This window comes from Palleronia marisminoris (assembly GCF_900172315.1).
Lineage (GTDB): Bacteria > Pseudomonadota > Alphaproteobacteria > Rhodobacterales > Rhodobacteraceae > Palleronia > Palleronia marisminoris.
The window spans coordinates 120,573-144,969 of record NZ_FWFV01000002.1; the positions used below are offsets into that span (position 1 = coordinate 120,573).

25 protein-coding genes are annotated in these 24,397 nt (G+C 65.9%); 19 read left to right on the forward strand and 6 right to left on the reverse strand.

What is annotated here, in order from left to right:
- Positions 1-81: 81 nt before the first annotated feature.
- From PAM7066_RS04215 to aroQ, 9 genes are all read left to right on the forward strand, one after another.
- Complete coding sequence (locus PAM7066_RS04215) at positions 82-723, forward strand: SDR family NAD(P)-dependent oxidoreductase (protein ID WP_085852899.1); 642 nt, start codon at positions 82-84, stop codon at positions 721-723.
- 101 nt (positions 724-824) lie between these two features.
- On the forward strand, positions 825-1,607 hold the full coding sequence (gene surE / locus PAM7066_RS04220) for a 5'/3'-nucleotidase SurE (protein ID WP_085852900.1): 783 nt from the start codon (positions 825-827) through the stop codon (positions 1,605-1,607).
- Positions 1,604-2,245, forward strand: a complete 642-nt coding sequence (locus PAM7066_RS04225; protein ID WP_085852901.1) for a protein-L-isoaspartate(D-aspartate) O-methyltransferase — start codon at positions 1,604-1,606, stop codon at positions 2,243-2,245. Before surE ends, PAM7066_RS04225 begins: the two co-directional genes overlap by 4 nt.
- A gap of 65 nt (positions 2,246-2,310) precedes the next feature.
- Positions 2,311-3,483: a peptidoglycan DD-metalloendopeptidase family protein gene (locus PAM7066_RS04230; protein WP_085852902.1), complete on the forward strand. Its 1,173-nt coding sequence runs from the start codon at positions 2,311-2,313 to the stop codon at positions 3,481-3,483.
- Between the two features lie 126 nt (positions 3,484-3,609).
- Positions 3,610-5,193 (forward strand): alkaline phosphatase, encoded by a 1,584-nt coding sequence (locus PAM7066_RS04235; RefSeq protein WP_085852903.1) that lies wholly within the window; start codon positions 3,610-3,612, stop codon positions 5,191-5,193.
- A 92-nt stretch (positions 5,194-5,285) separates the two neighbouring features.
- On the forward strand, positions 5,286-5,711 hold the full coding sequence (locus PAM7066_RS04240; protein ID WP_085852904.1) for a hypothetical protein: 426 nt from the start codon (positions 5,286-5,288) through the stop codon (positions 5,709-5,711).
- Positions 5,701-6,384, forward strand: coding sequence for an ABC transporter ATP-binding protein (locus PAM7066_RS04245; RefSeq protein WP_085852905.1), 684 nt, complete (start codon positions 5,701-5,703; stop codon positions 6,382-6,384). Before PAM7066_RS04240 ends, PAM7066_RS04245 begins: the two co-directional genes overlap by 11 nt.
- Positions 6,377-7,690, forward strand: coding sequence for an ABC transporter permease (locus PAM7066_RS04250; RefSeq protein WP_085852906.1), 1,314 nt, complete (start codon positions 6,377-6,379; stop codon positions 7,688-7,690). Before PAM7066_RS04245 ends, PAM7066_RS04250 begins: the two co-directional genes overlap by 8 nt.
- A gap of 51 nt (positions 7,691-7,741) precedes the next feature.
- Positions 7,742-8,170, forward strand: coding sequence for a type II 3-dehydroquinate dehydratase (gene aroQ / locus PAM7066_RS04255; protein ID WP_085852907.1), 429 nt, complete (start codon positions 7,742-7,744; stop codon positions 8,168-8,170).
- On the opposite strand, the gene PAM7066_RS04260 is transcribed toward aroQ, so the two are convergent.
- The gene (locus tag PAM7066_RS04260; protein WP_085852908.1) at positions 8,167-9,012 is read right to left on the reverse strand and encodes an abortive infection family protein; all 846 of its coding nucleotides are present in this window, start codon (positions 9,010-9,012) and stop codon (positions 8,167-8,169) included. The two genes, aroQ and PAM7066_RS04260, sit on opposite strands and share 4 nt — an antisense overlap.
- Positions 9,009-9,914, reverse strand: a complete 906-nt coding sequence (thyX, locus tag PAM7066_RS04265; RefSeq protein ID WP_085852909.1) for an FAD-dependent thymidylate synthase — start codon at positions 9,912-9,914, stop codon at positions 9,009-9,011. The genes PAM7066_RS04260 and thyX overlap by 4 nt, the downstream gene beginning before the upstream one ends.
- Before the next feature lie 78 nt (positions 9,915-9,992).
- Here thyX and PAM7066_RS04270 point away from each other — a divergent pair, with 78 nt between their 5' ends.
- Complete coding sequence (locus tag PAM7066_RS04270) at positions 9,993-10,427, forward strand: VOC family protein (RefSeq protein WP_085852910.1); 435 nt, start codon at positions 9,993-9,995, stop codon at positions 10,425-10,427.
- A 49-nt stretch (positions 10,428-10,476) separates the two neighbouring features.
- Here PAM7066_RS04270 and PAM7066_RS04275 read toward each other — a convergent pair whose 3' ends face one another.
- The 3 genes from PAM7066_RS04275 to PAM7066_RS04285 are packed head-to-tail and all read right to left on the reverse strand — an operon-like array spanning position 10,477 to position 11,702.
- Complete coding sequence (locus PAM7066_RS04275) at positions 10,477-10,980, reverse strand: MarR family winged helix-turn-helix transcriptional regulator (RefSeq protein ID WP_085853279.1); 504 nt, start codon at positions 10,978-10,980, stop codon at positions 10,477-10,479.
- A 57-nt stretch (positions 10,981-11,037) separates the two neighbouring features.
- Entirely contained in the window at positions 11,038-11,322 is a 285-nt protein-coding gene (locus PAM7066_RS04280) for a succinate dehydrogenase assembly factor 2 (protein ID WP_085852911.1), read from the reverse strand.
- Complete coding sequence (locus PAM7066_RS04285) at positions 11,319-11,702, reverse strand: helix-turn-helix domain-containing protein (protein ID WP_085852912.1); 384 nt, start codon at positions 11,700-11,702, stop codon at positions 11,319-11,321. Before PAM7066_RS04285 ends, PAM7066_RS04280 begins: the two co-directional genes overlap by 4 nt.
- 117 nt (positions 11,703-11,819) lie before the next feature.
- Here PAM7066_RS04285 and PAM7066_RS04290 point away from each other — a divergent pair, with 117 nt between their 5' ends.
- Positions 11,820-12,230 carry a hypothetical protein gene (locus tag PAM7066_RS04290; protein ID WP_085852913.1) on the forward strand — a complete coding sequence of 137 codons (411 nt, stop codon included), beginning with the start codon at positions 11,820-11,822 and terminating at the stop codon, positions 12,228-12,230.
- Here the strand turns inward: PAM7066_RS04290 and PAM7066_RS04295 are convergent.
- Positions 12,227-13,045 carry a DUF4198 domain-containing protein gene (locus PAM7066_RS04295; protein ID WP_175484573.1) on the reverse strand — a complete coding sequence of 273 codons (819 nt, stop codon included), beginning with the start codon at positions 13,043-13,045 and terminating at the stop codon, positions 12,227-12,229. The two genes, PAM7066_RS04290 and PAM7066_RS04295, sit on opposite strands and share 4 nt — an antisense overlap.
- 71 nt (positions 13,046-13,116) lie before the next feature.
- Here PAM7066_RS04295 and PAM7066_RS04300 point away from each other — a divergent pair, with 71 nt between their 5' ends.
- The 8 genes from PAM7066_RS04300 to PAM7066_RS04335 all read left to right on the forward strand — a co-directional run bounded on the left by PAM7066_RS04300 (position 13,117) and on the right by PAM7066_RS04335 (position 24,386).
- Positions 13,117-14,385 (forward strand): HupE/UreJ family protein, encoded by a 1,269-nt coding sequence (locus PAM7066_RS04300; RefSeq protein ID WP_246799779.1) that lies wholly within the window; start codon positions 13,117-13,119, stop codon positions 14,383-14,385.
- Between the two features lie 319 nt (positions 14,386-14,704).
- Complete coding sequence (locus PAM7066_RS04305) at positions 14,705-15,820, forward strand: NAD(P)H-dependent glycerol-3-phosphate dehydrogenase (protein ID WP_085852915.1); 1,116 nt, start codon at positions 14,705-14,707, stop codon at positions 15,818-15,820.
- Positions 15,817-16,605, forward strand: coding sequence for an HAD-IIB family hydrolase (locus tag PAM7066_RS04310; protein ID WP_085852916.1), 789 nt, complete (start codon positions 15,817-15,819; stop codon positions 16,603-16,605). Before PAM7066_RS04305 ends, PAM7066_RS04310 begins: the two co-directional genes overlap by 4 nt.
- A 10-nt stretch (positions 16,606-16,615) precedes the next feature.
- The gene (gene ggpS, locus PAM7066_RS04315; RefSeq protein ID WP_085852917.1) at positions 16,616-18,100 is read left to right on the forward strand and encodes a glucosylglycerol-phosphate synthase; all 1,485 of its coding nucleotides are present in this window, start codon (positions 16,616-16,618) and stop codon (positions 18,098-18,100) included.
- Positions 18,101-18,224: 124 nt separating this feature from the next.
- Positions 18,225-20,129 carry a methyl-accepting chemotaxis protein gene (locus PAM7066_RS04320; protein ID WP_085852918.1) on the forward strand — a complete coding sequence of 635 codons (1,905 nt, stop codon included), beginning with the start codon at positions 18,225-18,227 and terminating at the stop codon, positions 20,127-20,129.
- 101 nt (positions 20,130-20,230) lie between these two features.
- Positions 20,231-21,637: an NADP-dependent phosphogluconate dehydrogenase gene (gene gnd, locus PAM7066_RS04325; protein WP_085852919.1), complete on the forward strand. Its 1,407-nt coding sequence runs from the start codon at positions 20,231-20,233 to the stop codon at positions 21,635-21,637.
- A 77-nt stretch (positions 21,638-21,714) separates the two neighbouring features.
- Positions 21,715-22,950 carry a putative DNA modification/repair radical SAM protein gene (locus PAM7066_RS04330; protein WP_085852920.1) on the forward strand — a complete coding sequence of 412 codons (1,236 nt, stop codon included), beginning with the start codon at positions 21,715-21,717 and terminating at the stop codon, positions 22,948-22,950.
- Positions 22,950-24,386: a UdgX family uracil-DNA binding protein gene (locus PAM7066_RS04335; protein WP_085852921.1), complete on the forward strand. Its 1,437-nt coding sequence runs from the start codon at positions 22,950-22,952 to the stop codon at positions 24,384-24,386. The genes PAM7066_RS04330 and PAM7066_RS04335 overlap by 1 nt, the downstream gene beginning before the upstream one ends.
- Positions 24,387-24,397 lie beyond the last annotated feature (11 nt).

The window sequence follows — 24,397 nt, forward strand, 5'->3', positions numbered from 1 at the left end:
GGTGGTTTCATCCGTTCTCCACGCGCGGCTGCGCGTCGTCAAGCACTTGCCAATCCGCGGGCGGGCGCGCAAACCCGCGCCATGACCAAGCTTGCCCTGATCACCGGCGCCTCCCGCGGGCTCGGCGCCGCGCTTGCCACCGCGCTGGCGCCCACGCATCACATCGTCGCCGTCGCGCGCACGACCGGCGCGCTCGAGGAGCTGGACGACCGCATCCAGGCCGCCGGCGGCACAGCGACGCTGGCGCCGATGGACGTCACGAACGCAGACGCGATGGCGCATCTGTGCCGCGACATCTACGACCGCTGGGGTCACGTGGACCTTTGGCTGCACACCGCCATCCACGCCGCCCCCCTGAGCCCGACCGCGCATATCGCCCCCAAGGACTGGGACAAGAGCTTCGCGATCAACGCCACCGCCACGCACACCCTGATCCGCATGGTCGAGCCGCTGCTGCTGTCGGCACCGGCGGGACAGGCGGTCTTCTTCGACGACCCTCGTGCCGGAGAGAAGTTCTTCGGCAGCTACGGGGCCACCAAGGCGGCGCAGATGTCCCTGGCGCGCAGCTGGCAGGCTGAAACCGTGAATACCGGCCCGAAGGTCTCGATCCTCGAGCCGCGCCCGCTGCCCACGGCGACGCGCGCGCGGTTCTTCCCGGGCGAGGATCGCGCTCCGCTGAACGATCCGGCGGAAGAGGCCGGGCGGCTCGTCGCCCAACTCTGAGCGTGCTCCCGTAATCCTGCTGCAACGCCCCGGGCCGGTCGTTGCGGGACCGCTTGCCGCTTGCCCCGGGCGCCCCTAGACAGGCGAAAAGGGCAGGCATCATGCGCATTCTCATCACCAACGACGACGGCATCGCGGCGCCGGGGCTCTCCGTCCTGCATGAGATCGCGACCGAGATCGCCGGGCCGGGTGGCGAGGTCTGGACCGTCGCCCCAGCCTTCGAACAATCGGGCGTCGGCCACTGCATCTCCTACGCGCGGCCGGCCATGGTGCAAGAGCTCGACCCCCGGCGCTTCGCGGTCGAGGGATCGCCTGCCGATTGCGTGCTTGCCGCGCTGTTCGACATCCTGCCGGGGCGACCCGACCTGCTGCTCTCCGGCGTGAACCGGGGCAACAACGCGGCCGAGAACGTGCTCTATTCGGGCACCGTCGGCGGCGCGATGGAGGGGGCGCTTCAGCACGTCCGCTCGATCGCGCTCAGCCAGTATTTCGGGCCCGAGAACGCGCAGCTCGACGACCCGTTCGAGGCCGCGCGCGCCACCGGCGTCGAAACGGTCCGCCGCCTGATCGAGCGCGCCACGTGGGACAGCGAGGACTACCGCCTGTTCTACAACGTCAACTTCCCGCCCCTTCCCGCCGCAGAAGTGAGGGGCCGCAAGGTCACCCACCAGGGCTGGCGGCAGGATTCCGGGCACGGGATGACACCGCATGTCTCGCCCTCGGGGCGGCGGTTCCTCTATGTTACCGGCGGACCCCAGCAGACCCCGACGGCCGCGGGCACGGATGCCGCAGCGGCGCTGGACGGCTACGTGGCGATCACCCCGATGCGCGCGGATCTGACGGCGCATGACCTCGTCACCTCCCTGGCAGAGCGGCTCGAATGACCTTCGACGCCGAAACGCGCATGCAGCTGCTCTTCGCCCTGCGGTCCAAGGGCGTGACCGAGCATCGCGTGCTCGACGCGATGGAGCGGGTGGATCGTGGCCTCTTCGTCCGGGGCATCTTCGCCGACCGCTCATACGACGACATGCCGTTGCCGATCGAATGCGGGCAGACGATCTCGCAGCCGTCGGTCGTCGGGTTGATGACCCAGGCACTGGATGTCAGCCCGCGGGACAAGGTGCTCGAGATCGGGACCGGCTCGGGCTACCAGGCGGCGGTCCTGAGCCATCTTGCGCGCCGGGTCTACACGATGGACCGGCATCGCCGCCTGGTCCGGGCCGCGCGCGAGGTGCTGGAAAGCCTCGACATCGCGAATGTCACGGTGATCTCGGGCGACGGGGGGCACGGGCTGCCCGAACAATCCCCCTTCGACCGCATTCTTGTGACCGCAGCCGCCGAGGATCCGCCTCCCGCCCTATTGGCGCAACTGCGCGAGGGCGGTATCATGGTCGTGCCGGTAGGACAGTCGGACCACGTCCAGACCCTTCTGAAGGTCACGCGCCACGCGGACGGGTTCGACTACGAAGAGCTTCGTCCGGTCAGGTTCGTTCCGCTTGTCGAGGGGATGGGCGACGACTAGGCCGGGAAAATTGGATCGGGTGAGCGTCCGCCAAGAGGCGTCGCCCCGAATGTGAGGACGAGCAGATGACCCGCCAGTATACCGGGGCCCTGCCCCTGATCGCCGCCGGCCTGTCGCTGGCAGCCTGCGCGCCATCGGGATGGGACGTGGACCTGCGAGACCGCATCGGCGCCCCGTTCGGCACCAGTTCGGCCGTGATGGGCAGCGTGCCCGCGAGACCCGACGCGGACAATCGCGGGGTGATCTCGTATCCCGACTACCAGGTCGCCGTTGCGCGCCGCGACGACACGGTCGGCAGGATCGCGCAGCGCGTGGGGCTGCCGACCGACGAGCTTGCCACCTATAACGGCCTGCCGCCGAACGAAACGCTACGCGAAGGCGAGTTGATCGCCCTGCCCCGCCGCGTGGCCGAACCCTCGCCCGCGACCGGCGCCCCGCGAAGCGGGCCGGTCCTGCCCGCCGCGCAACCGATCGCGACCACGACCCTCGAGAACCGGGCGGAGGCCGCCATCGACCGCGGCGCCACGGTAACCCCGGCGGTTCCGTCCCTACCCGATGGCGGCCAGCCGGTCCGGCACCGGGTCGAGGCCGGCGAGACAGCGTTCTCGATTTCGCGGCGCTACGGCGTGCCGGTCCAGGCGCTGGCCGAGTGGAACGGCCTCGACGAGCAGATGACGGTGCGCCGCGGCGCGGTCCTGCTGGTGCCCGCGGTCGCGACCCGGACCGCCCCGGCCGAAGCGACCAGCCGCCCCGGCGAAGGCACGCTCGCACCGCCGCCGCCATCGGCCTCGGAGCCGCTGCCCGACGAAGAGGCGACGCAGGCCCCGCCGAAGGAGACGCCGGCTTCGCCCACCCTGTCGCAACAGGCGACCGAGGCATCCTCGTCCTCCGGCCGGTTCGCCTACCCGGTGCAGGGTCGGGTGATCCGCGCCTATTCGAAGGGCAAGAACGACGGCATCGACATCGCCGCCGCGCCCGGAACTACGGTCAACGCCGCAGCCGACGGGACCGTCGCCGCGATCACGCGCGACACCGACCAGATCCCGATCCTTGTCTTGCGGCACCCGAACAACGTGCTGACGGTCTATGCCGGAGTCGACAACATCGCGGTCGAGAAGGGCGACAGCGTCACGCGCGGCCAGTCCATCGCCCGGATCCGTGCTGGCGATGCGGCGGCTTTGCATTTCGAGGTGCGCGAAGGCTTCGAAAGCGTCGACCCGTCGACCTACCTGGACTGATCGGCGGCTGGCGCGCCCGCCTCGATCGCGGGAAGCGTTACAAACCCGTCACCCGACCTTCATGTAACCGTGTCCCGCGACACGTACCCCCGGCGTCGCAATATCCGCACCCAACGGGGGACACCCATGAAATTCTCGCTTTCCGTCACGATGGCCGTGCTGCTCGGCTCGACGGCCGCCTTCGCCCAGACCGCCGACCTGCCGCAGCAGGGCAACGAGTGGTTCACCTCCGCGCAAGAGACCTTGCAGCAGCTTGTTGAGCGGCAGGAGAACACGAACCGCGCCCTCAACGTCATCCTGTTCGTCGCGGACGGCAACGGCGTCGGCACCAACTACGCCACCCGCCTGTTCGAAGGTCAGCAGCAGGGCGGCCTGGGCGACGACCACAACCTGCCGCAGGACGAGTTCCCCTACTCGGCCCTCGTGAAGACCTATTCCGCGAACGGTCAGACGCCTGACTCGGCCCCGACCGCGACGGCCATGAACTCGGGCATCAAGACCAAGAACGACCTGATCAACGTGACCGACAACGTCGCCGTCGGCGACTGTGCCGCGGGCCTCGAGAACGGCGTCCGCACCTTCGCCGAGATCGTGTCCGACATGGACAAGTCGGTCGGCGTCATCTCGACCGCCCGCATCACCCATGCGACCCCTGCCGCCGTCTATGCTCGCACCGCTGACCGAGACTTCGAGGACGACACGCTGATCCCCGAGGGCTGCGAGCAGGACGACATCGCCCTCCAGCTCTACCAGCAGATGGAGAACGGCGTCATCGACCTCGCCATGGGTGGCGGCCGCCGTCACTTCATCACCACCGACACGACGGATGCCGAAGACAGCGCCGGCGTGCGTGAAGACAGCCAGAACCTGGCCCAGATGGCGGTCGACAACCTCAGCGCCTCCTACGTCCAGACGCAGGAAGAGTTCGACGCCCTCGACCTGACGGCCGAAGGTCCGATCCTCGGCCTGTTCGAGCCGTCGCACATGCAGTACGAAGCCGACCGCTCGGGCGAGCCCTCGTTGGCTGAGATGACCACCGCCGCCATCGAGAAGCTGAGCCAGAACGATAACGGCTACTACCTCGAAGTCGAGGCCGGCCGCGTCGATCACGCCAACCATGCCGGCAACGCCGCCCGCGTGCTGACCGACGGCGTCGCCTTCGCCGAGGCCATCCGCGTCGCCGACGAGATGACCGATGACGCCGACACGCTCATCATCGTCACGTCGGACCACGAGCACGCCATCGCCTTCAACGGCTATTGCGGCCGCGGCTCGGACATCCTGGGCCTCTGCATGCAGGTCAACGGCGACGGCATCGAAGCGCTGGACGAGCCGAACATGGCCTCGGACGCGCTGCCCTACACCGTCATCGGCTACCTGAACGGCGCCGGTTCGGTCCTGGTCGAGCAGATCCCCGACGAAGCAGAGACCTCGGCTGCGACCGACGTCGACACGGGCGAAGCCAGCCCCGAGGCAGGCGCCCCGATCTACTCGGGCGACCGTTCGGCCATCGCCGATGCCGACGTGACGGACATCGACTACCTCCAGCAGGCGCTGATCCCGATGTCTTCGGAAACCCACTCGGGCGAGGACGTGGCCGTCTACGCCAAGGGTCCGTGGGCGCACCTCTTCGACGGCACGATCGAGCAGAACGTGATCTTCCACGTGATGCACCACGCCGCCACCGCCGGCGAAGCGACGTCGAATTGATCGCGAATAATCGCGACAGATCGAAACGGGCCCTTCCGGGGCCCGTTTCTCGTTCCATATCAAGAGATGCACCGATCGCAGAGGAGGGAAAGATGCTCCACCGACGCCACATGCTCGCCCTGACGGGCGCCATCCTGATCGCGCCCGGCCTCGTCCATGCGCAGAAGGGCCCGATCAAAATCCGGGATCTCTACAACAAGGACGGGTCCATGTCCGACCTCGCCCTGTCCCTCGAAGGCGAGCGCGCCACGTTCGAGGGGTTCATGGCCCCGCCCCTGAAGGCCGACGCGCAGTTTTTCGTCCTGACGAAGCGCCCGATGGCCGTCTGCCCGTTCTGCGAGACCTCGGCCGAGTGGCCCGACGACATCCTTGCGATCTACACGAAGAGGACCGTCGACCGCATCCCGTTCAACGTGGGCATCGACACCCGCGGCGTACTGGAGATCGGCGAATACAAGGACCCCGACACCGGCTTCGTCTCGATGGTGCGGCTGACCGACGCGACCTATGGGCGGTGAGGGTCTGCCCCTCGCCATCGAGGATCTCGAAGTTCGCTCCACCGACGGACGCGTTCTCCTGTCGGTACCCCGGCTCGAGCTGCCCGCGGGTGGCACGTTGGGGATCCGCGGCCCGTCTGGCGCGGGAAAGTCGACGCTGCTCTTTGCACTTGCCGGGTTGCAGGACCGCATGACCGGCCGGATTCGATGGGGCGACACCGACCTGGGCGCGCTCCGTTCGGGCCCTCGGACTGCGTTCCGCGCGCTCCATGTCGGCATCGTCTTCCAGGACTTCCTGCTGTTCGAGGAACTCGGCCCTCTCGCCAACGCCTCCCTTGCCGCGATGTATCGCCCTCGCGCCGAGCGGCCCGGCATCCGCGACCGCGCCCGCCGCCTGTTGCGGCGCTTTGGCGTCGATGAGGATGGCCGAACCGTGCCCACCCTTTCGGGCGGCGAGCGCCAGCGCGTCGCCGTGGCCCGCGCCATGTCGGGCGATGCCGCAATCCTGCTGGCCGACGAGCCGACAGCCAATCTCGACCGCGACACCGGGGAGCGGCTGCTCGCCGACCTTCTGGCCCGCGTGCGCGAGAACGGCACGACCTTAGTCGCCGTCAGCCATGACGACCGCCTTCTGGCGCGCATGGACCGGGTCGTGAAAATTGTGGACGGACAGATGGTGTCGGCGCATGCGTGATCTCTGGGACGGCCTCTCGGTCGGCACGCAGGACATCCTGACCGCCATCGCCCTTGCCCTGCCGATCCTGATCGTGGGCTTCGTCATCCTGCGGGGCTTCGCGCCGTGGCCCCTGATCCGGGCACTGGCCGCACGGTTCCGCCTGCCCGTGGTGCTGTTCGTGCTGCTTGTGGCGGTTTCCGTCGGCACCGGCCTGGGCCTCGTCGCGCAGGAGCGAGCTCTGCGGCACGGCACCGCTCAGGCGGCCGACAAGTTCGACCTGGTGGTCGCAGCTCCGGGCTCCGAGATCACCATGCTGATGGCCGCGGTCTTCCTGCAGCCCTCGGACGTGCCGCTGGTCGACGGCCCCACCTTCGCCGAAGTCGCGAACGCCCGCGACGTGGACCTTGCCGCCCCGCTCGCCTTCGGGGACAGCGCCGACGGCGCGCCGGTGGTCGGCACCATCGCCGACTTCGTGACCCACCTGACCGACGGCGGCATCGAAGGGCGCATGTGGCAGGAGACCAGCGAGGCCGTGGTCGGCGCCGCCTCGCCCTTCGCCATCGGCGACACGATCGTTCCTGCCCACGGGATCGGCGATGCGGTCGAGGAAGGAGCCCACGGCGACCTCAGCTACACTGTCATCGGCCGCATGGCCCCCACCGGCTCGCCTTGGGATCGCGCCGTGCTCGTCCCGGTCGAGGCGGTGTGGGAGGCGCACGGCCTCGCCCCCGGCCACGCGCCCGACAGCCCGACGCAGCTCGGCCCGCCTTTCGATCCCGACTACTTCCCCGGCACCCCGGCCATCGTGATCCGGGCCGAGAACCTCGCCGCGAACTACGGCCTGCGCGCGCAGTTCCAGGGCACGGGCGAGACGATGGCCTTCTTTCCCGGCGCGGTGCTGTCGCAGCTCTACACGATCATGGGCGACGTGCGGCAGGCGATGTCGGTCCTGTCCATCGTCAGCCAGCTTCTGGTGGCGGCCTCTGTGCTGGTCGGGCTCTACCTGCTCGGCCGGCTGATCCGGCGGCAACTGGCGTTGCTGCGCGCGCTCGGGGCGCCGGCGCGCTTCGTCTTCGCGGTGGTCTGGGGGTTCGCCACCTCGATCCTCGTGACCGGCGCGATTCTGGGGATCGGGGTCGGCTACGGCGCGGCGGCGGTGCTGTCGCGGATCGTCAGCGAGCGGACGGACATCCTCGTCGAAGCCGGGATCGGCTGGACCGAGATCCACCTGGCGATCGGCTTCGCCTCGGCCGCCTCGATGGCCGCGCTGATCGGCGCATGGGGTGCGACACGCGTGGGGATCGTCGGCGCGCTGCGGGGGTAGTCAACCGCCGCGCCCCGCCCTAACCATGGCGCACACCAAGCGGAGGGGCACATGCCGACGATCTACCTTCTCAACGGGCCGAACCTGAACCTTCTGGGCAAGCGCCAGCCCGAGATCTACGGGTCCGAAACGCTCGAGGATGTCGAGCGCCTCTGCCGCGCCGCCCTCCCCGAGGGCTGGGACCTGCGCGCCCTCCAGTCCAACTGGGAGGGGCAGCTGATCGACTGGATCCACGAGGCCCGCGACCACGCCGCCGGCATCGTCATCAACCCCGGAGCGTTCACCCACACCTCCGTCGCGATCCTCGACGCGCTGAACGCCTACGAGGGGCCGGTGATCGAGATCCACATCTCGAACGTCCACAAGCGGGAGTCGTTTCGGCACCACTCCTACGTGTCGTTGAGGGCGGATGGGGTGATCGCGGGGCTGGGTATTGAAGGGTACGTGGCCGGGGTGAGGCGGGTCTGCAGCACACGCTAGTGCACCGCGATCTTTCGTCTATAACGACTTGATTCAATCAGAAACTCGCAGAACGCAAATGTGAGACTGACCACAAGCTTCGCGTGATGAAGATTGGGGCTGTACTTGGCAGCGTGCCTGTCGCTCGCTTTGTTGGAAACTTCGTAGAAGCCTCCGACGAGAGATGTGAGACCGCTGAGCAAAGGCTTAAGCACCGTGTCGGTTTGCTCCGACACCGCCAACCCTGCCGCGCTCGAATATTGCTTATATAGCTTTTTGATATCTCCCTCACCTTCGCGGTACTCTTCGGATAGCTCATCCAAAGACAGCTTCAGGAAGGATTCAATCAGGGTATAGCAAATAGAAATAGCGCCCGCGTAGTCGGACTGGTCGATGCGCGAGTTCGCCTTGGATACATGTGCCCGCAAATTGTCGTTCCTGAGAAGGTAACCTGGCGGCGTCAGAATCCGCCCTTCTGTGGGAACAACTTCGAAGTAAACTGGGCCTTCCACGTACATGCCGTTGTGTATGAAGCCTTCCTGATAGTCTTTGCGCAGTTTAAAGCCGCTTGGCGCGAGCAGCCGGCTGAACTGGAAAGCATGATCCTCAATTTCTCTATCTGAATCTGCGCTCCAGTCAAATGCGGCCTCGATTATATTTTTAATCTTGGGAGTGGAATTATAGTTCGCCAATCTTTCCCGCGCATACACATGTCGGGACGGGAAACCGTTCCCATACAAATCATCCGCGCCAAATCGGTTGAAAAAATCCACGAGCTGCGGACCCGACCTGTACGGCGACAGGCCGCTGTTCCCGGTGATATATCCCACAAGGAACTCTATCGCCTGCTCGGACAGGTTCACCCGATCACCCCCATAGCCTCAGCCCACTCCCGCTTGCTCAACCCGCTGGTCTCCTGCGTGACCTCCTCGCCTGCCAGCATCCGGCGGACGACCTCCACCGCGCCGCGGGACAGGTGGGCGCCGCCCATGCGGTAGTCCTCGAAGGCGCCATAGGCCAAGGGGACCCAGTCGCGGACGATGGCGGCGATGGCGTCGGCATAGACGCGGATCTCGTATTGGGCGTGGGGGTCGGCGCGCAGGCGGAGGAAGTGGAAGAGGTTGTGAAGGTCCGTCTTCCAGTACCACTGGGTATAGACGTTCGCCGGCAGGTTCATCCGGGCAAGCTCGCGCGCGAGGCCCTGCTGGCCGTCGGTGCGCAGCATGTCCTCGTAATGGTCGTAGGCGCGGTTGCTGTCCTCGCGCAGCATGTCGAGCACGCGCTGCGCCTCTTCGCCCTCGAGCACCGTGCCCCGGCCCTGGTTGTTCTGCCTCGATTGCGCGGCAAGGTGCTCGGGCGCGGGAATGTAGAACTCGCGGTCCAGCACCGAGTAGCGGGCGGAATATTCGTTCACGTTGGCGGTGCGGTGCCGGATCCACTGGCGGGCGACGAAGACCGGCAGCTTCACATGCAGCTTGATCTCGCACATCTCGAAGGGGGTCGAGTGCCAGTGTCGCATGAGGTAGCGGATCAGCCCCTCGTCATTGCTGACCGTCCTGGTGCCCCGCCCGTAGCTGACGCGGGCGGCCTGCACGATGGCTGCGTCGTCGCCCATGTAGTCGATCGCCCGCACGATGCCGTGGTCCAGCACGGGCTTGGCCTCGTAGAGATGCGCCTCGATGCCGGGGGCGGTGGCGCGGCGGGTGGGCGTGGTCTCGGCGCGCTGCGCGTCGATTTCGGCCTGCTGTTCGGGGGTGATGGGCATCGGGTTCTCCTACGGCGTGCGACTTTACGGACTTATGCCCGACGCTAGATGCAGCGGAAACCACGAAAGGGGGAGCCGATGGGCATCGAATACCTGCACACGATGGTGCGCGCGAAGGACCTGGAGAAGACGATGGCTTTCTTCGAGATGCTGGGTCTGAAAGAGCGGCAGCGCAAGGAAAGCGAGGGCGGCCGCTTCACGCTGGTCTTCATGTGCCCGCCCGACCAGGACGACGGTCGCGCCGATGTCGAGATCACCTACAACTGGGACGGCGACGACAAGCTTCCCGACGACTCGCGTCACTTTGGCCATCTCGCTTACCGCGTGGACGACATCTACGACATGTGCGCCAAGCTTCGGGACGCGGGCGTGACGATCAACCGGCCCCCGCGCGACGGACATATGGCCTTCGTCCGCTCGCCCGACAATATCTCGATCGAGCTGCTGCAGCGGGGCGACGCGAAAGAGCCGCAGGAGCCTTGGGCCAGCATGGAGAACACCGGGCACTGGTAAGGACCCGCGTGCCGGACGGCCCGCGCCAGGAAGAGCGCGGGCCTGATCGTCAGTAGATGTAGCGGATCTGGTCGGACCAGTAGCGCTCGACGCGCTTCAGGGTGCCGTTGATCTGGGTGATCTGGTCGAAGCTGAGCACGTCCTTGCCCTGCAGGCCCTGCGCATGACGAGAGAACAGGCGCGCGACGATCTTGTGGACGTCGTGGCCCTTTGGGGTCAGGCTGACCCGCACGGCACGGCGGTCGATCTCGCAGCGCTTGTGGTGCATGTAGCCCATCTCGACCAGCTTCTTCAGGTTGTAGCTGACATTCGAACCCTGGTAGTAGCCGCGGGACTTGAGTTCGCCCGCCGTCACCTCGTTGTCGCCCACGTTGAACAGCAACAGGGCCTGGACCGGGTTGATCTCGAGCACGCCGACGCGCTCGAACTCGTCCTTCAGGACGTCGAGCAGAAGCCGGTGCAGCCGCTCGACCAGCGACAGGCTGTCGAGATACTCCGCGGCGAACCCGCGGTCGGCCGCCGTGATGGTCAGTGTATCGTTATGAATGTTCATCGCATTCTCCGCCGTATCGATTGGATCGACCATGCGGCGGCAATGACTAACAATTCGTCAAATGATGTCACTTTTTGCCGATTCAGCACGTTCCTTGGTCACAGCGGCGATGTCGGTGACCAATCCCGCATAGACAGGCGGCGCCGGTTCCTGCCCGCTGATCCACCGATAGAGGTCCTGGTCGTTCTCGTTCAGGAACGCCTCGTAGGTCGCGACCTCTTCGGGAGACAGCGTCGCGAGGCGCGTCTCGGCCCAAGCCGAAAGGATCAGGTCCATTTCGCGCATGCCGCGCCGCATGGACCGCATCTTCAGGCGGCGCAGGGTGGTGTCGTCCACGCTCATGGCTTCAACGCCCGCAGACGCTTTTCCAGCCGACCGAGCTTCTCGGACGTGCGGACGAGCTCGCTTTGCAGTTGGCGCATCTCGGTCAGGATCTGCGTCACCTCGGCCGGCACCTCGTCCACGGGGGCGCTCAGCCCCTCGCCTTCGCCGGTCAGGAGCCACACCAGCGAGACGTTGAGCAGGCCCGAAATCATCTGAAGCCGGTTGGCGCGCGGCTCGGAGATGTCGTTTTCCCACGACTCTAGGGTCTGCAAGCGGACCCCGAGGCGGCGAGAGAATTCCTTCTGGGTCAGGCCGACAGCCTGACGTGCATCGGCCAGCCGGTCGCCGAAGGTCGCTGTCTCGTCGGAGTACCAGTCGTGTTCGGTCGCGTCGCTCATATCGCCGTCTCCCTTGTGCGGTGCCGAGGCCGATCTTAAGACGTCCGTGTCGGCGTGGCCACTGATCCCGACGCCGGCCTGCAGAAACGCGACATACTTCCCGGATCGAGAGGCTCCATGGCCGCAGAGCTGCCCCGCTACTACTTCCGTACCCGCGAGAACGGGGCGATCGTGTTCCGCATCGAGCAGGAAACACGGACGCGCCGGATCGACATGGAGCAGATCGCGGTGGTCAACATCCGCAACGGCGAGGTGAAGCCGCATGGCGACCGGACGTTGAGCGCCGATGACATCGACGCCATCGACGGCTGGATGGCCGAGCGGCGGCGCGTGTTGGCCGAGCGAATGGTGGACGACATCCGCCGCACCGTCGACCATCTGAACCAGGTCGCACACTGGATCCAGTCGAAGGCAGAGGATCACGAGATCGATGCCGTGACGGACGACCTGCTGCTGTCGATGCACGATCTGCGCAGCGTTCTGGTGCGAAAGCGGGCCGAGCGGGTGCAGACGACGCGCGAGAGTTAATCGGCGGCCGGGACGGCGAAGGTCAGGCTGGCCCAGAGCGTCTCCCACATGGGGTCGAACTCGGGGTCGAGCGTGTCCGCGGGTTGCCGGAACACGACCGCGTTGAGAAGGTAGGTGCGCCCAGCCTCGACCGGCACGGTGGCGCGTCCGTCGGCATCGGTGCGCACCGTTTCAATGCGGACATCGTCTGGCCCGGTCTTCGAGAAGACCTCGACCTGCGCGTCGGCGCGAGGCGCCGCGCCGTAATAGAGCTGGACATCGAGCCCGTCGGACAGGTCGCCGGTATAGGGGTTCTCGCGCGCGACGATCTCTGTTGGCAGGCCGAAGGCGCGGTCCTCTCCGCGCCCCTCGCCGACCGCGACGAGCGACTTGCCGTAGCGCGAGTAAACCTCGCGCACGTCCTCCTGCGGGTAGCCCTGTTCGGAATGGGTCTCGAGCACCCCCTCGCCCGCCTTGTGCGCGACGAAACCGGCGAACTCGCCCCAGCTGTCCCAGGTCAGCTGATAGTCCCGGGTGACGTGGATGATCTTGAGAAGACCCGTCGTGTCGATCTCGGTCTGCAACGCCGGTCGGTCCCCGATGCGCCCCGCAGCCGGGCGCGGCTCTTCGTCCCCGATGGCCAGGTCGAAGCGCCGGAAGTTCGCGGGGATATAGGCGTAGGAGGATCCCCCGAAATCCTCTCCCACCATCAGGGCAGCCGAGAGTTGGCCTTCGGGCACAATCGTGTAGTCCTGAACCTCGAGCCAGAATTCGTGGGCGTTCGCCGACAGGGTCAGCATGCTCAGAACCGCCGTCGCGGCAGACAGGAGTCTCATCGATGACAACCACACCAGGGAAACAGGCAGCGAAGGTGGGCCGCTGGGCCCTTCTGTCAAGGATCGCCGCATTGCTTACGATCTTGGCAGCGCCCGTCGTCGCGCACGAAGTGCAGCCATCGGTCATGAACCTGACGCTTCAGGGGAACTCCGCCCAGGTCGAGGTCGAGGCAACGCTCGAACCGATGATCGCCGGTGTGGACCTGGACGGGCTGTCCGACACCAACAACTCGGATCGATCGGACGAAACCGACCGGCTGCGCGCCCTGCCCCCCGAGGAACTGGCCGCTGCGTTCCGCGAGAACTGGTCCGACATGCAGCAGCGGCTGCAACTGCGCGTCGATGGCGAACCGGTTCCACTGGAGCTTCAGGATGTCTCGGTGCCGCCGGTCGGCAATCCCGCCCTGCCCCGGGTCTCGACCTTCAGCGCCACGGCCGAATTGCCGCCGGAGGGCGGGCCGGTGACCGTCGCGTGGGACCCTTCGCTGGGTGCGGTGGCGATCCGGCAACTGGGACAAGGGAACGAAGGCTACACCGCCTACCTGACCTCGGGCGGCGAGACCGATCCGATCCCCCGTACCGGCGCCAGTACGCAGGGTTTCGGTGCGGCATTCCTGAGCTATATCCCCGTGGGCTTCGAGCATATCGTGCCGCTGGGCCTCGACCACATCCTGTTCGTGCTGGGGCTTTTCTTTCTTGCCGCGCAGCTCCGCCCGCTTCTGTGGCAGGTCACTGCGTTCACACTTGCGCATACGGTGACCCTGGCGCTTGCGGCGCTGGGGATCGTGCAAGTTCCCGCCGCGGTGGTCGAGCCGCTGATCGCTGCCTCGATCGTCTATGTCGGGGTCGAGAACGTCCTGGCTCGCGGTCTGTCGCCCTGGCGGCCGGTGGTGATCGTGCTCTTCGGCCTGCTGCACGGTCTGGGTTTCGCCAGCGTGCTGTCGGAATACGGGCTCGGCGCGCAGAACTTCGTGGCCAAGCTGATCGGCTTCAACATCGGGGTCGAAATCGGACAGCTTGCCGTGATTGCCGCCGCGTTCCTGATCGTCGCCGCGGCGCTTCGGCACGATCGGGCCAGCGAGCGCAATCGTCCGCTGGCCTACGGCTATATGGTACTCTCCTTCGTGGCCGCACCGGCCCTTCTGGCGGTCCTGTCGACGATGCTGCCGATCGGTGCGCTGATGCCGCTGATCGCGACGGCGGCGGTCCTGTTCGGCTTCACCGCGGCTGCCCTCGTCTCGGATGGGGCCGACAGCTACCGCCAGAACGTGGCGAACCCCGCTTCGATCCTGATCGCACTGACCGGCGCCTACTGGTTCGTCGAACGCGTTTTCCTGTGATAGCGCATCGGCATGATATCGCGGAGCGCCGTAGGTCGGGTGCGACGTGCCATTTATTTCTCGCGTTTGGAGGGGCTCCCTTCCGACGTTGCCTGTCCGATTCGCGGGAAAGTTGGTCCGGCCGTTCGCCGCGGTCGAAGTGGACGCCGTGCCAGTATAGGCACCCTTTGCGCGGCGGTAAAAACGAACTGCGGGGGGTTGCTGACTCCGATCGTCGACCGTCACAATGATTTTGCAGCGCAGCATATCAACCTGAAACTCCTCCGTCAGCCGGAGCTTGGCCCTTGCCGCAGGCCGGAACACGGACAATTTAGGAACCATGAGTGTAAGCAAGACAGTTGAACGCGCTTCCGCCGCCCTGGCCGAACCATATCGCCGCATCGCCGTGATCGGCACTGGCAGCTGGGGCACCGCTCTCGCCTCGGTCGCCCGTCGCGCCGGGCGCGAGGTGATCATGTGGGGTCGCGACGCCGAGACGGTGCGCGCCATCCACGAGCGGGCAGAAAACCCGAAATACCTGCCCGAGATGGCCCTGCCCCTGGGGATAGAGGCCACGACGGACATGGCCGAGGCGCTTAAGGGCGCAGAGGCGGTGCTGATCGTCACCCCCTCCGAGACGCTGCGCGACGTCTGCCGCCAGATGAAGCCGCACCTCGCGCCGCGCGTGCCGGTCGCGCTCTGCGCCAAGGGGATCGAGGCGAAGACCGGTCTCCTCCTCGGAGAGGTCGCGGCGTCCGAGCTGGGCGACAATCCGGTCGGCGCGCTCTCGGGGCCGACCTTCGCGAAGGAGACCGTGCTCGCGCATCCCACGGCTGCTACCGTCGCCTTCGACTTCTCCTACCAGGACCGGCTCGACCCGCGGAACGCTCCGGCGGCGCGCCTGGCAATCTCGATGAGCTCGGAGAGCTTCCGCCCCTACATCTCGGACGACCTCGTCGGGGTCGAGATCGGCGGCGCGGTCAAGAACGTCATCGCGATCGCCTGCGGGATGATGTCCGGCGCAGGCTTTGCCGAGAACACGCGCGCCGCCCTCATCACCCGCGGCATGGACGAGATGAAGACTCTGGCCGAGAACCTGGGCGGCCGTCGCGAGACCGTCACCGGCCTGTCCGGCGCGGGCGACCTGACGCTGACCTGCTCGTCCACCACCTCGCGGAACATGAGCCTCGGGATGCAGCTGGGACAGGGGCTGAAGCGGAGCGAGTGTTTCGACGGCCAGAAGGTCGTGGTCGAGGGCGAGGTCAACTCGGTCTCGGTCATCGACCTGGCGCGGCGCATCGGCGTGACGCTGCCGATCTGCGAGGCCGTCTACGCGATCCTGCACGAAGACGCCGACATCCCCCAGACCTTCCGCGATCTCTGGGCCCGCCCCATCGAGGCAGAGCCGAAAGGCATGCCCCTCCAGTTCAAGCACCCATTCGGAGAACCCGCATGAGCGAGACCCTCGACCGCGACATCGGCAGCTGCAAGTTCGTCCTGGCCACCGATCTCGACGGCACCTTCCTTGGCGGCTCGGAAGAGGACCGCAAGACTCTCTACGACTGGATCGAGGCCAACCGCGAGACGATCGGCCTGATCTTCGTGACCGGCCGCGACCCGGAGTTCATCGCCGCGCTCTGCGACGGCGGGGTACCGTGGCCGGAATACGTGGTCGGCGACGTCGGCACGACCATCGCCAAGATCGGCAACGGTGCGCTTGAACCGATCCCGGCGCTCGAATCCGACATCGCCGAGGCGTGGGACAATGCCGGCGATCGCGTCCGGAGCGCCCTCGACGGAAAGCCGGGCCTGACCCTGCAGCCGACCGAATTCCGCTATCGCGTCAGCTACGACATGGACCCCGACATGTTCGATCGCTCGGCGATCGACGCCGTCGAAGAGATGGGGTTCGACTGGATCGCCTCGGACGGCAAGTATTTCGACGTGCTGCCGAAGGGGATTTCGAAGGGGCCGTCGCTCAAGAAGCTGGTCAGCCATCTCGGGGTTCCGCCCAATGCCGTGCTCGCCGCGGGCGACACCTTGAACGACCTCTCCATGCTGGAATGCGGCCTGCCCGCGGTCGCCGTCGGCGGCTCCGAGGCGTCGCTCGTGGAACGGGTCCAGCCGCTACCCCATGTCTACATCGCCAAGGCGGTCGGTGCGGCAGGCATTCTTGAAGCCGTACAGGCGCTCGATCTGCACGAGACGCCCGGCGCCGACGCGTCCGACACCCAAGATTGAGGAGGTCCCGATGTCGTCCGATCTGGTTATCGTCTACCATCGCCAGCCTTACGAAGAGGTTGAGGAAAACGGCCAAATCGTCAGGAAGGAGAACAAGAGCCCCAACGGCATCGTGCCGACGCTGAAAAGCTTCTTCCGGCGCGTGGACAAGGGGGCCTGGGTCGCCTGGAAGCTGTCGGAGACGCCGAACGAACCCGATTTCGACCGCGTGATCGAGATCGAGGACAGCTACGGCACCTACTCCGTCAGCCGCCTTCCCCTGACCGAGGCCCAGGTCAAGTCGTTCTACCACGTCACCTCGAAAGAGGCCTTCTGGCCGATCCTGCACTCCTTCAAGGAGAAGTACGACTACGACCCTGTCGACTGGCCGACCTTCCGCGAGGTGAACTGGGCCTTCGCCGAAGCCGCCGCGAACGAGGCGGCCGAGGGCGCCGTGGTCTGGGTCCACGACTACAACCTGTGGCTCGTGCCCGGCTACCTGCGCAAGATGCGGCCCGACCTCAGGATCAGCTTCTTCCACCACACGCCCTTCCCTTCGGCCGACATGTTCAACGTGCTGCCGTGGCGGCGCGAGATCATGGAAAGCCTCTTGTCCTGCGACGTGGTCGGCTTCCACATTCCCCGCTACGCGGCGAACTTCGTCGGCGTGGCCGAGAGCCTCTTCTCGATCGAGACCGGACCGCGTGAGCCCGTGAACCCCGATTTCGTCAAGGAATACGTGGCACTGTCCGACCGGAAGGTCGCCCAGTGGGTCGAAAACGAGGGGCGCCGCGTACAGGTGCTTGCCTCGCCTGTCGGCGTGGACGTGGACTACATCGAGGGCAAGGCCGGCACCGAGGACACGCTTGCACGCGCCCAGCAGATCCGCACCGAGATGGGCGACGGCGCGATGATCCTGTCGGTCGGACGTACCGATTACACGAAGGGCGGTGCCGACCAGCTGATGTCCTTCGAGCGTATCCTCGCCGAGAATCCGGACCTTCACGGCAAGGTCAGGCTGATGCACGTCTCGGTCAGCGCCAACCGCAACATGGCGGTCTACGAGAGCATCCAATCCGAGATCGAAGAATTCGTCGGCCGCATCAACGGCCGGTTCGGCACCTTCGACTGGACGCCCGTGACGCTGATGAGCCGCGCGATCCCGTTCGACGAGCTCGTGGCCTATTACCGCGCCGCCGACGTTTGCTGGATCACGCCGCTTGCCGACGGGATGAACCTGGTTGCCAAGGAGTTCGCCGCCTGCCGCGCCGACCTGCGCGGGGCGCTGGTACTATCCGAATTCGCCGGTGCCGCGATCGAGATGGGCTCGGCCGTGCTGGCCAATCCCTTCTCGCACAAGTCCATGGACAGGGCGCTCCTGCAGGCGCTGAACATGGGCGAGGAAGAGCAGGAGAATCGCATGCGCGACATGCGTGACACGATCCGTAAATACGACATCAGGGCCTGGGCCGAGGATCAGATGGCCGGATTCTCGGGCATCGATGCTGCGCCGTGACGCCAAAGTGTTCAAGAAAGTGTGGCGACTTCTAACGGTCGTCGCGCTTTCACCAACCGGGAAGACGTTACCTTAAGAATTGCGTGGCCTACTCGGCTGAATCATTTCGCCGAGGACCCTCCGCATGACGTTCACTGTCACACGAAAACTCCAATCGATCATCGCGCTCGCAGCCGTCCTGCTGATCGCGCTGTTCCTAAGCGTCCTCGCCGATATGCGCAGGGACGCGATGCAGGTCTACAAAGAGCAGGTCGCAAGCTTGGTCGAGGCGGCCGTCGGCATCGCCGACGAGTATCAGCAGTTGGCAGCAGCGGGCGAGATGTCCGTCGCCGAAGCGCAAGCCCGCGCCAAGGCAGCCATCGGCGGCATCAGCTATGACGAGACGAACTACATCTTCGTTCTGGACACCAAGGGCGTGCTCATCGTCCACGGGTATCCGTCCAAGATCGGCACGAGCCTCTATGACGCGCAGACCGAGGATGGCAGCTATTTCGGCCGTGAATTGCTGGCGGCCGGTCGCGCCGGTGGAGATTATGTTTCCTACGAATGGCCCAAGAGCGAAGGTGCGGAACCGACCATGAAGCTCAGCTATGCCAAGAGCGTGGCCGAATGGGGCTGGGTGGTCGGTACCGGCACTTGGACGGACACCATCGGAGCGGCGATCCGCGACACGATCCTGAAGGCCGCGGCATTCCTTGCGCTGTTCCTCCTTCTTCTCGGCGCGGCGGGCTGGATGATTGCGCGCAGCATCACGAATCCTCTCGAGCGGCTCTCGTCGACCGTGCACGACATCCGCACGGGCAGCATCCACGATCCTGTCGCCCTTGCCGACCGACCCGACGAGATCGGCGCACTTGCCCGGAACGTCGACGGCCTTCGCCTGAGCCTGGTGGAAAAAGAGACTCTCGAAGCGGACCAGGAACGTCTGCGTCAGAAGAGCGAAGCCGAACGTATCGCTCGCGTCGAAGAAGACAGGCGTCTGGCAGAAGAACGGGCGAACGAGCAGACCAAGGCGGCACGTCGTGAACTCGAGATGCAGCGCGCCGAAAAGGAGCGCCGCGAGTCCGAAGAAGCCGAGCGGGTGAAGCACGCCGACGAGCAGGCGCGCGTGGTGCGTGCTGTGGCCTCGGGTCTGCAGGATCTGGCAAGCGGCAAGTTCCACATCCGGATCGAGGAAGCCTTCCCACCCGCCTATGAGCGCCTGCGCACAGATTTCAACGACGCCGCGTCGACCCTGGCGGAACTCATCGAAAACGTCGGCGACACGACGGAATCGATGGACGGCAACATCGAGGAGATCTCCACCGCGGCAACTTCGCTGTCGCAACGCACCGAGTCCACCGCCTCGACGCTCGAGACCACCGCGAAGGCGTTGGAACGATTGAGCATATCCGTCAACGAGGCCTCCGAAGGCGCAGGTCGCGCCGACAGCCTCGTCAAATCCGCGAGCGATACCGCCCGCACCGGGCAGTCGGTCGTCGACCGCACCGTAGACGCGATCGGTGAAATCGCCGAATCCTCCGAAGAAATCAGCAAGATCATCGACCTGATCGACGACATTTCTTTCCAGACGAACCTGCTGGCCCTGAACGCGGGGGTCGAGGCCGCCCGAGCCGGCGAGGCAGGACGAGGCTTTGCCGTCGTCGCGTCCGAAGTGCGCGCCCTTGCCCAGCGCTCCACGGAAGCTGCGCGGAAGATCGACACCCTGATCTCGCAGTCCAGCCAGAAGGTCAGTTCGGTCGTCGGGATGGCATCCGAAGCAGGGTCGGCGCTGCAATCCATCGTCGCGTCGGTGGACGATCTGGCCGGCCAAGTCGGTCTGATCGCGACCTCGTCCGCGGAACAGGCCAGCGAGTTGTCGGGGATCAATTCCTCCATGCGGCAACTCGAGAAAGCCACGCAGCAGAACGTCGCCATGTTCGAGGAGACCGCTGCCGCGACCATGGCCTTGCGCAACGAGTCCCGTACCCTCTCGGATCTGGTCAGGCAGATCGACTCGAAGGACCAGCGCTCCACCCGGGCAGCCTGATCGAGCAGCCAATCCACCCGATACCCAGCCGCTGGCGGCTCGACACCTGGGAAGCATACGCTACCTGACCGCCAGCGGCTAACCCGATGAGCGGAGACGGTATGAGTGGAGCAGATATCGGCCTGATCGGCCTGGGCACCATGGGTTCTGCCCTTGCGCTGAACATCGCGGAAAGCGGCTTCGACATTGCCGTCTACAATCGCTCGGACGATGTGACACATGCCTTCGTGGAAGAGGCCGGAGATCTCGCCGAGCGCGTGACTCCGGCCTTCAGCCTGGAAGATTTGGTTGGAAAGCTGAGAAGCCCTCGCGCCATCATCCTGATGGTACCGGCCGGCGACATCGTCGACGACCAGATCGAGCGTCTCCGCCCCCTCATGAATCCCGAGGACATGGTGATCGACGCCGGAAATGCGAACTTCCGCGATACGATCCGCCGGGCCAAGGCCGCGGCCGCCAAGGGCGAGAGCTTCCTTGGCATCGGCGTATCCGGTGGCGAAGAAGGTGCACGACATGGTCCCTCGATCATGGGGGGCGGCACGCCAGAGGCCTGGGACAGGGTAGAACATATCCTGAAGGCCATCGCGGCAGACCACCAAGGCACTGCCTGCGCGACCTATATGGGTCCCGATGGCGCGGGCCATTTCGTGAAGGCCGTTCACAACGGCATCGAATATGCCGACATGCAGATGATCGCGGAGATCTACGGCGTCCTGCGCGATGGATCCGGCCTCAGCTATGCCGAGATTGCTGCTCATTTCGAGCGTTGGAACAACGGCCCGCTGCAATCCTATCTTGTCGAGATTTCCGCCAAGGTCGCGGCGGCGATCGACGATCGGTCTGGTCAGCCACTGCTTTCGGTGATCGAGGACACGGCGGGGCAGAAGGGCACGGGCCGTTGGACTGCCATCGAAGCTCAGCACCTCGCCGCGCCCGTCAACGTCATCGAAGCTGCGGTGTCGGCCCGCAACATTTCGGCCCAGAAGGACGAGCGTGCCGCGGGCGAACAGCGTTTCGGCGCTGCGCCCCAGCATGTCGACATCGACGCGGAGACGCTGGAGCATGCTCTCGTGGCAGGCAAGATTCTGTGCTACGCGCAGGGTTTCGAGATGCTGCGGAAAGCGAGCGCCGAGTTCGGCTGGTCTCTACCTTTACCCGAGATCGCAAGAGTTTGGCGCGAAGGCTGCATCATTCGCTCGGCGATGCTCGACGACATGGCGATCGCACTGGAGGACGCCCCCGAAACACCTCTCCACCGCGCGCCGCCTTTCGCCGACCGGCTGGAGAGCGCCTTGCCGGCGCTTCGCAAAGCCGTCGTTGCCGCCCTCGGCAATGGCCACCCCGCGCCTGCACTCTCCGCTGCGTTGACCTATTTCGACGCGATCCGCACATCGCGCGGAACTGCCGACATGATCCAGGGCCAGCGAGACTTTTTCGGGTGGCACGGCTTTGCTCGCCTCGACGACGAGGGGCGCGATCATCACGGCCCGTGGGTGACGTCAAACTGAAGCCTGGGCGGCGACACCGCGGGGCTGTGATGTCGCACCCCCTAGCCCTCGAAAGCTCAAGAACATAATGTGAACGCATGACGCGTTTCACACTCGAGCAAAAGCTGGCGGTCCTGTCGGATGCAGCCAAATATGACGCCTCCTGTGCGTCCTCCGGAACATCGAGACGCCATTCCCGCGCGGGCGATGGACTGGGCTCGACTGAGGGCTCGGGGATCTGCCATGCCTACGCGCCGGACGGACGTTGCATCAGCCTGTTGAAGATTCTGCTGACGAACTTCTGCATCTACGACTGCGCCTATTGCGTGAACCGCGTGAGTTCAAACGTGACCCGCGCCCGCTTCACCGTGGACGAGGTCGTGACCCTCACGCTCGAATTCTACCGGCGCAACTATATCGAGGGGTTGTTCCTGTCGTCGGGCATCATCCGGTCGCCCGATGACACCATGGGCGAGATGGTCGAGATCGCTCGCAAGCTGCGCCACGACCACCGCTTCCGCGGCTACATCCATCTCAAGACCATCCCAGACGCCGACCCTGCACTCATCGAGGAAGCCGGCCTTCTTGCAGACCGGATCTCGATCAACGTCGAGCTTCCGACCGATGCCAGCGTCCGGACCTACGCCCCCGAAAAGAAGCCGGAGACCATTCGCAAGGCCATGGCTGACGTCCGCCTTCGGACGGAGGCGGCGAGCGACCGGACGCATACCGGCCGACGCGCGCCACGCTTCGCTCCGGCCGGGCAATCGACCCAAATGATCGTGGGCGCGGACGAAGCGAACGACGCCACCATCCTCGGGCAGTCCACCCGCCTCTATTCCAGCTACAAGCTCAAACGCGTCTACTATTCGGCGTTCTCGCCCATTCCCGATGCCACCGCGAAACTGCCGCTTGTGAAGCCGCCGCTCGCGCGTGAGCATCGGCTGTATCAGGCGGACTGGCTCCTCCGGTTCTACGGCTTCAACCTCGACGAGATCACCGGCGCGACCGAAGGCGGTAACCTCGACCTCGAAATCGATCCCAAGCTGGCTTGGGCACTGCAGAATCGCCACCTGTTCCCGATCGACGTGAACCGAGCCGAGCGCGACATGCTCCTGCGGGTGCCCGGATTCGGGACGAAGACCGTCGACCGCATCCTCGCCACCCGACGACACCGGACCCTGCGTTACGAAGACCTGGCGCGCATGGGCGCCAGCCTGAAAAAGGCGCGCGCCTTCATCACCACCATCGGATGGCAGCCGGGCGCCCTGACGGACAGCGCCGATCTGCGCGCGCGATTTGCCCCCGCTCCGGAACAGCTTACGCTCTTTTGATGCGTACGGTGGCCCTGTCCGAAATAGGAACCGACAAGGCCTGGCGCGTTGCGGCGCGCGGCCTACTGGCGGAAGGCGTCCGTCCCGAAGATGTGCTATGGCAATATGGCGCGGTTGAGAGCGATCTTTTCGCCACCGCCCCCGCAACCCCGTCCGGCACCGCCCTGCGCGTCCCTCGTGCCTTCGTCGACTTGGCCGGAACCGTCTGCTGGCACGTCGACCCCGAGCGCTTCGCACGGCTCTACGCGCTGCTTTGGCGGCTCATGGGCACGCCTGGCCTGATGACCGACCGCGGCGACGTACGCGTGAAGACGCTCTTCGAGATGGAGAAATCCGTCCGCCGCGACATGCACAAGATGAAGGCTTTTCTACGTTTCCGGGAGATTGATGCTGCTGGGCCGCGCCGCCGCTTCGCCGCGTGGTTCGAACCGCAGCATCACATCGTCGAGCCGCTGGCGCCCTTCTTCGCCCGTCGCTTCGGCGACATGGACTGGATCATCGCGACGCCTAACCGCACCGTGCATTTCACGGACGGCCAGATCGCCCTTGCCCCCGGTCAGCCGAAACCGGCCCTGCCCGATGATGCCGCCGAACAGCTCTGGACCACCTATTTCAGGAACATTTTCAATCCGGCGCGCCTGAAGGTGAAGGCCATGCAGGCGGAGATGCCCAAGAAGTACTGGAAGAACATGCCCGAAGCCGCGGCAATTCCCGACATGATCGCCAGCGCCGAGGACAGGGCGAGACAGATGCAGCTCGCGGCTCCCACGCTGGCGCCGAGGCGGGCCGGCAAGATCACGGAGCGTTTGAGCATGACCGCGACGGACACACCTTCCCCGGGCAGCCTCGATGCGCTGCGCCACGACGCCGCGGCGTGCACCCGCTGTCCGCTGCACCAGAGCGCCACGCAGGTCGTGGTGGGCGAAGGTCCCCGGAACGCACCGCTCATGGTGGTTGGCGAGCAGCCGGGCGACCAGGAGGATCTCTCGGGCCGCCCCTTCGTCGGCCCGGCCGGGCAGCTTTTCGATCGGCTGGCCGAGGAGGCCGGCCTCGACCGCGACGCCGCCTTCGTCACGAACGCGGTCAAGCACTTCAAATTCCAGCCCCGCGGCAAGCGGCGCATCCACCAGAAGCCCGACGCCGGCGAAGTTCAGGCGTGCCGGTGGTGGCTCGAGGCCGAACGCGCGCTCGTCAAGCCGAAGCTCATCCTCGCCATGGGCGCGACCGCTGCCCTGTCCCTGACCGGCAATGGCGACGGCATCATGAAGCGCCACGGTACCTTCGAGGCGACCGAGGACGGCACGCCGGTCCTTCTGACCCTTCACCCGTCCTACCTGTTGCGCGTGCCGAACGCCGCCGCGAAGGCAGCAGCCGAGCAGGACTTCCGCGCCGATCTTGCCCTCGCCGCCGACTGGATCGCGCGGAACGCCGCCTGACGACCCGCGTT

Coding starts and splice junctions, on each gene's coding strand:
- PAM7066_RS04215 (WP_085852899.1), top strand. CDS start 82: ATGACCAAGCTTGCCCTGATCACCGGCGCCTCCCGCGGGCTCGGCGCC.
- surE (WP_085852900.1), top strand. CDS start 825: ATGCGCATTCTCATCACCAACGACGACGGCATCGCGGCGCCGGGGCTC.
- PAM7066_RS04225 (WP_085852901.1), top strand. CDS start 1,604: ATGACCTTCGACGCCGAAACGCGCATGCAGCTGCTCTTCGCCCTGCGG.
- PAM7066_RS04230 (WP_085852902.1), top strand. CDS start 2,311: ATGACCCGCCAGTATACCGGGGCCCTGCCCCTGATCGCCGCCGGCCTG.
- PAM7066_RS04235 (WP_085852903.1), top strand. CDS start 3,610: ATGAAATTCTCGCTTTCCGTCACGATGGCCGTGCTGCTCGGCTCGACG.
- PAM7066_RS04240 (WP_085852904.1), top strand. CDS start 5,286: ATGCTCCACCGACGCCACATGCTCGCCCTGACGGGCGCCATCCTGATC.
- PAM7066_RS04245 (WP_085852905.1), top strand. CDS start 5,701: ATGGGCGGTGAGGGTCTGCCCCTCGCCATCGAGGATCTCGAAGTTCGC.
- PAM7066_RS04250 (WP_085852906.1), top strand. CDS start 6,377: ATGCGTGATCTCTGGGACGGCCTCTCGGTCGGCACGCAGGACATCCTG.
- aroQ (WP_085852907.1), top strand. CDS start 7,742: ATGCCGACGATCTACCTTCTCAACGGGCCGAACCTGAACCTTCTGGGC.
- thyX (WP_085852909.1), bottom strand. CDS start 9,914: ATGCCCATCACCCCCGAACAGCAGGCCGAAATCGACGCGCAGCGCGCC.
- PAM7066_RS04270 (WP_085852910.1), top strand. CDS start 9,993: ATGGGCATCGAATACCTGCACACGATGGTGCGCGCGAAGGACCTGGAG.
- PAM7066_RS04275 (WP_085853279.1), bottom strand. CDS start 10,980: ATGAACATTCATAACGATACACTGACCATCACGGCGGCCGACCGCGGG.
- PAM7066_RS04280 (WP_085852911.1), bottom strand. CDS start 11,322: ATGAGCGTGGACGACACCACCCTGCGCCGCCTGAAGATGCGGTCCATG.
- PAM7066_RS04285 (WP_085852912.1), bottom strand. CDS start 11,702: ATGAGCGACGCGACCGAACACGACTGGTACTCCGACGAGACAGCGACC.
- PAM7066_RS04290 (WP_085852913.1), top strand. CDS start 11,820: ATGGCCGCAGAGCTGCCCCGCTACTACTTCCGTACCCGCGAGAACGGG.
- PAM7066_RS04295 (WP_175484573.1), bottom strand. CDS start 13,045: ATGAGACTCCTGTCTGCCGCGACGGCGGTTCTGAGCATGCTGACCCTG.
- PAM7066_RS04305 (WP_085852915.1), top strand. CDS start 14,705: ATGAGTGTAAGCAAGACAGTTGAACGCGCTTCCGCCGCCCTGGCCGAA.
- PAM7066_RS04310 (WP_085852916.1), top strand. CDS start 15,817: ATGAGCGAGACCCTCGACCGCGACATCGGCAGCTGCAAGTTCGTCCTG.
- ggpS (WP_085852917.1), top strand. CDS start 16,616: ATGTCGTCCGATCTGGTTATCGTCTACCATCGCCAGCCTTACGAAGAG.
- PAM7066_RS04320 (WP_085852918.1), top strand. CDS start 18,225: ATGACGTTCACTGTCACACGAAAACTCCAATCGATCATCGCGCTCGCA.
- gnd (WP_085852919.1), top strand. CDS start 20,231: ATGAGTGGAGCAGATATCGGCCTGATCGGCCTGGGCACCATGGGTTCT.
- PAM7066_RS04330 (WP_085852920.1), top strand. CDS start 21,715: ATGACGCGTTTCACACTCGAGCAAAAGCTGGCGGTCCTGTCGGATGCA.
- PAM7066_RS04335 (WP_085852921.1), top strand. CDS start 22,950: ATGCGTACGGTGGCCCTGTCCGAAATAGGAACCGACAAGGCCTGGCGC.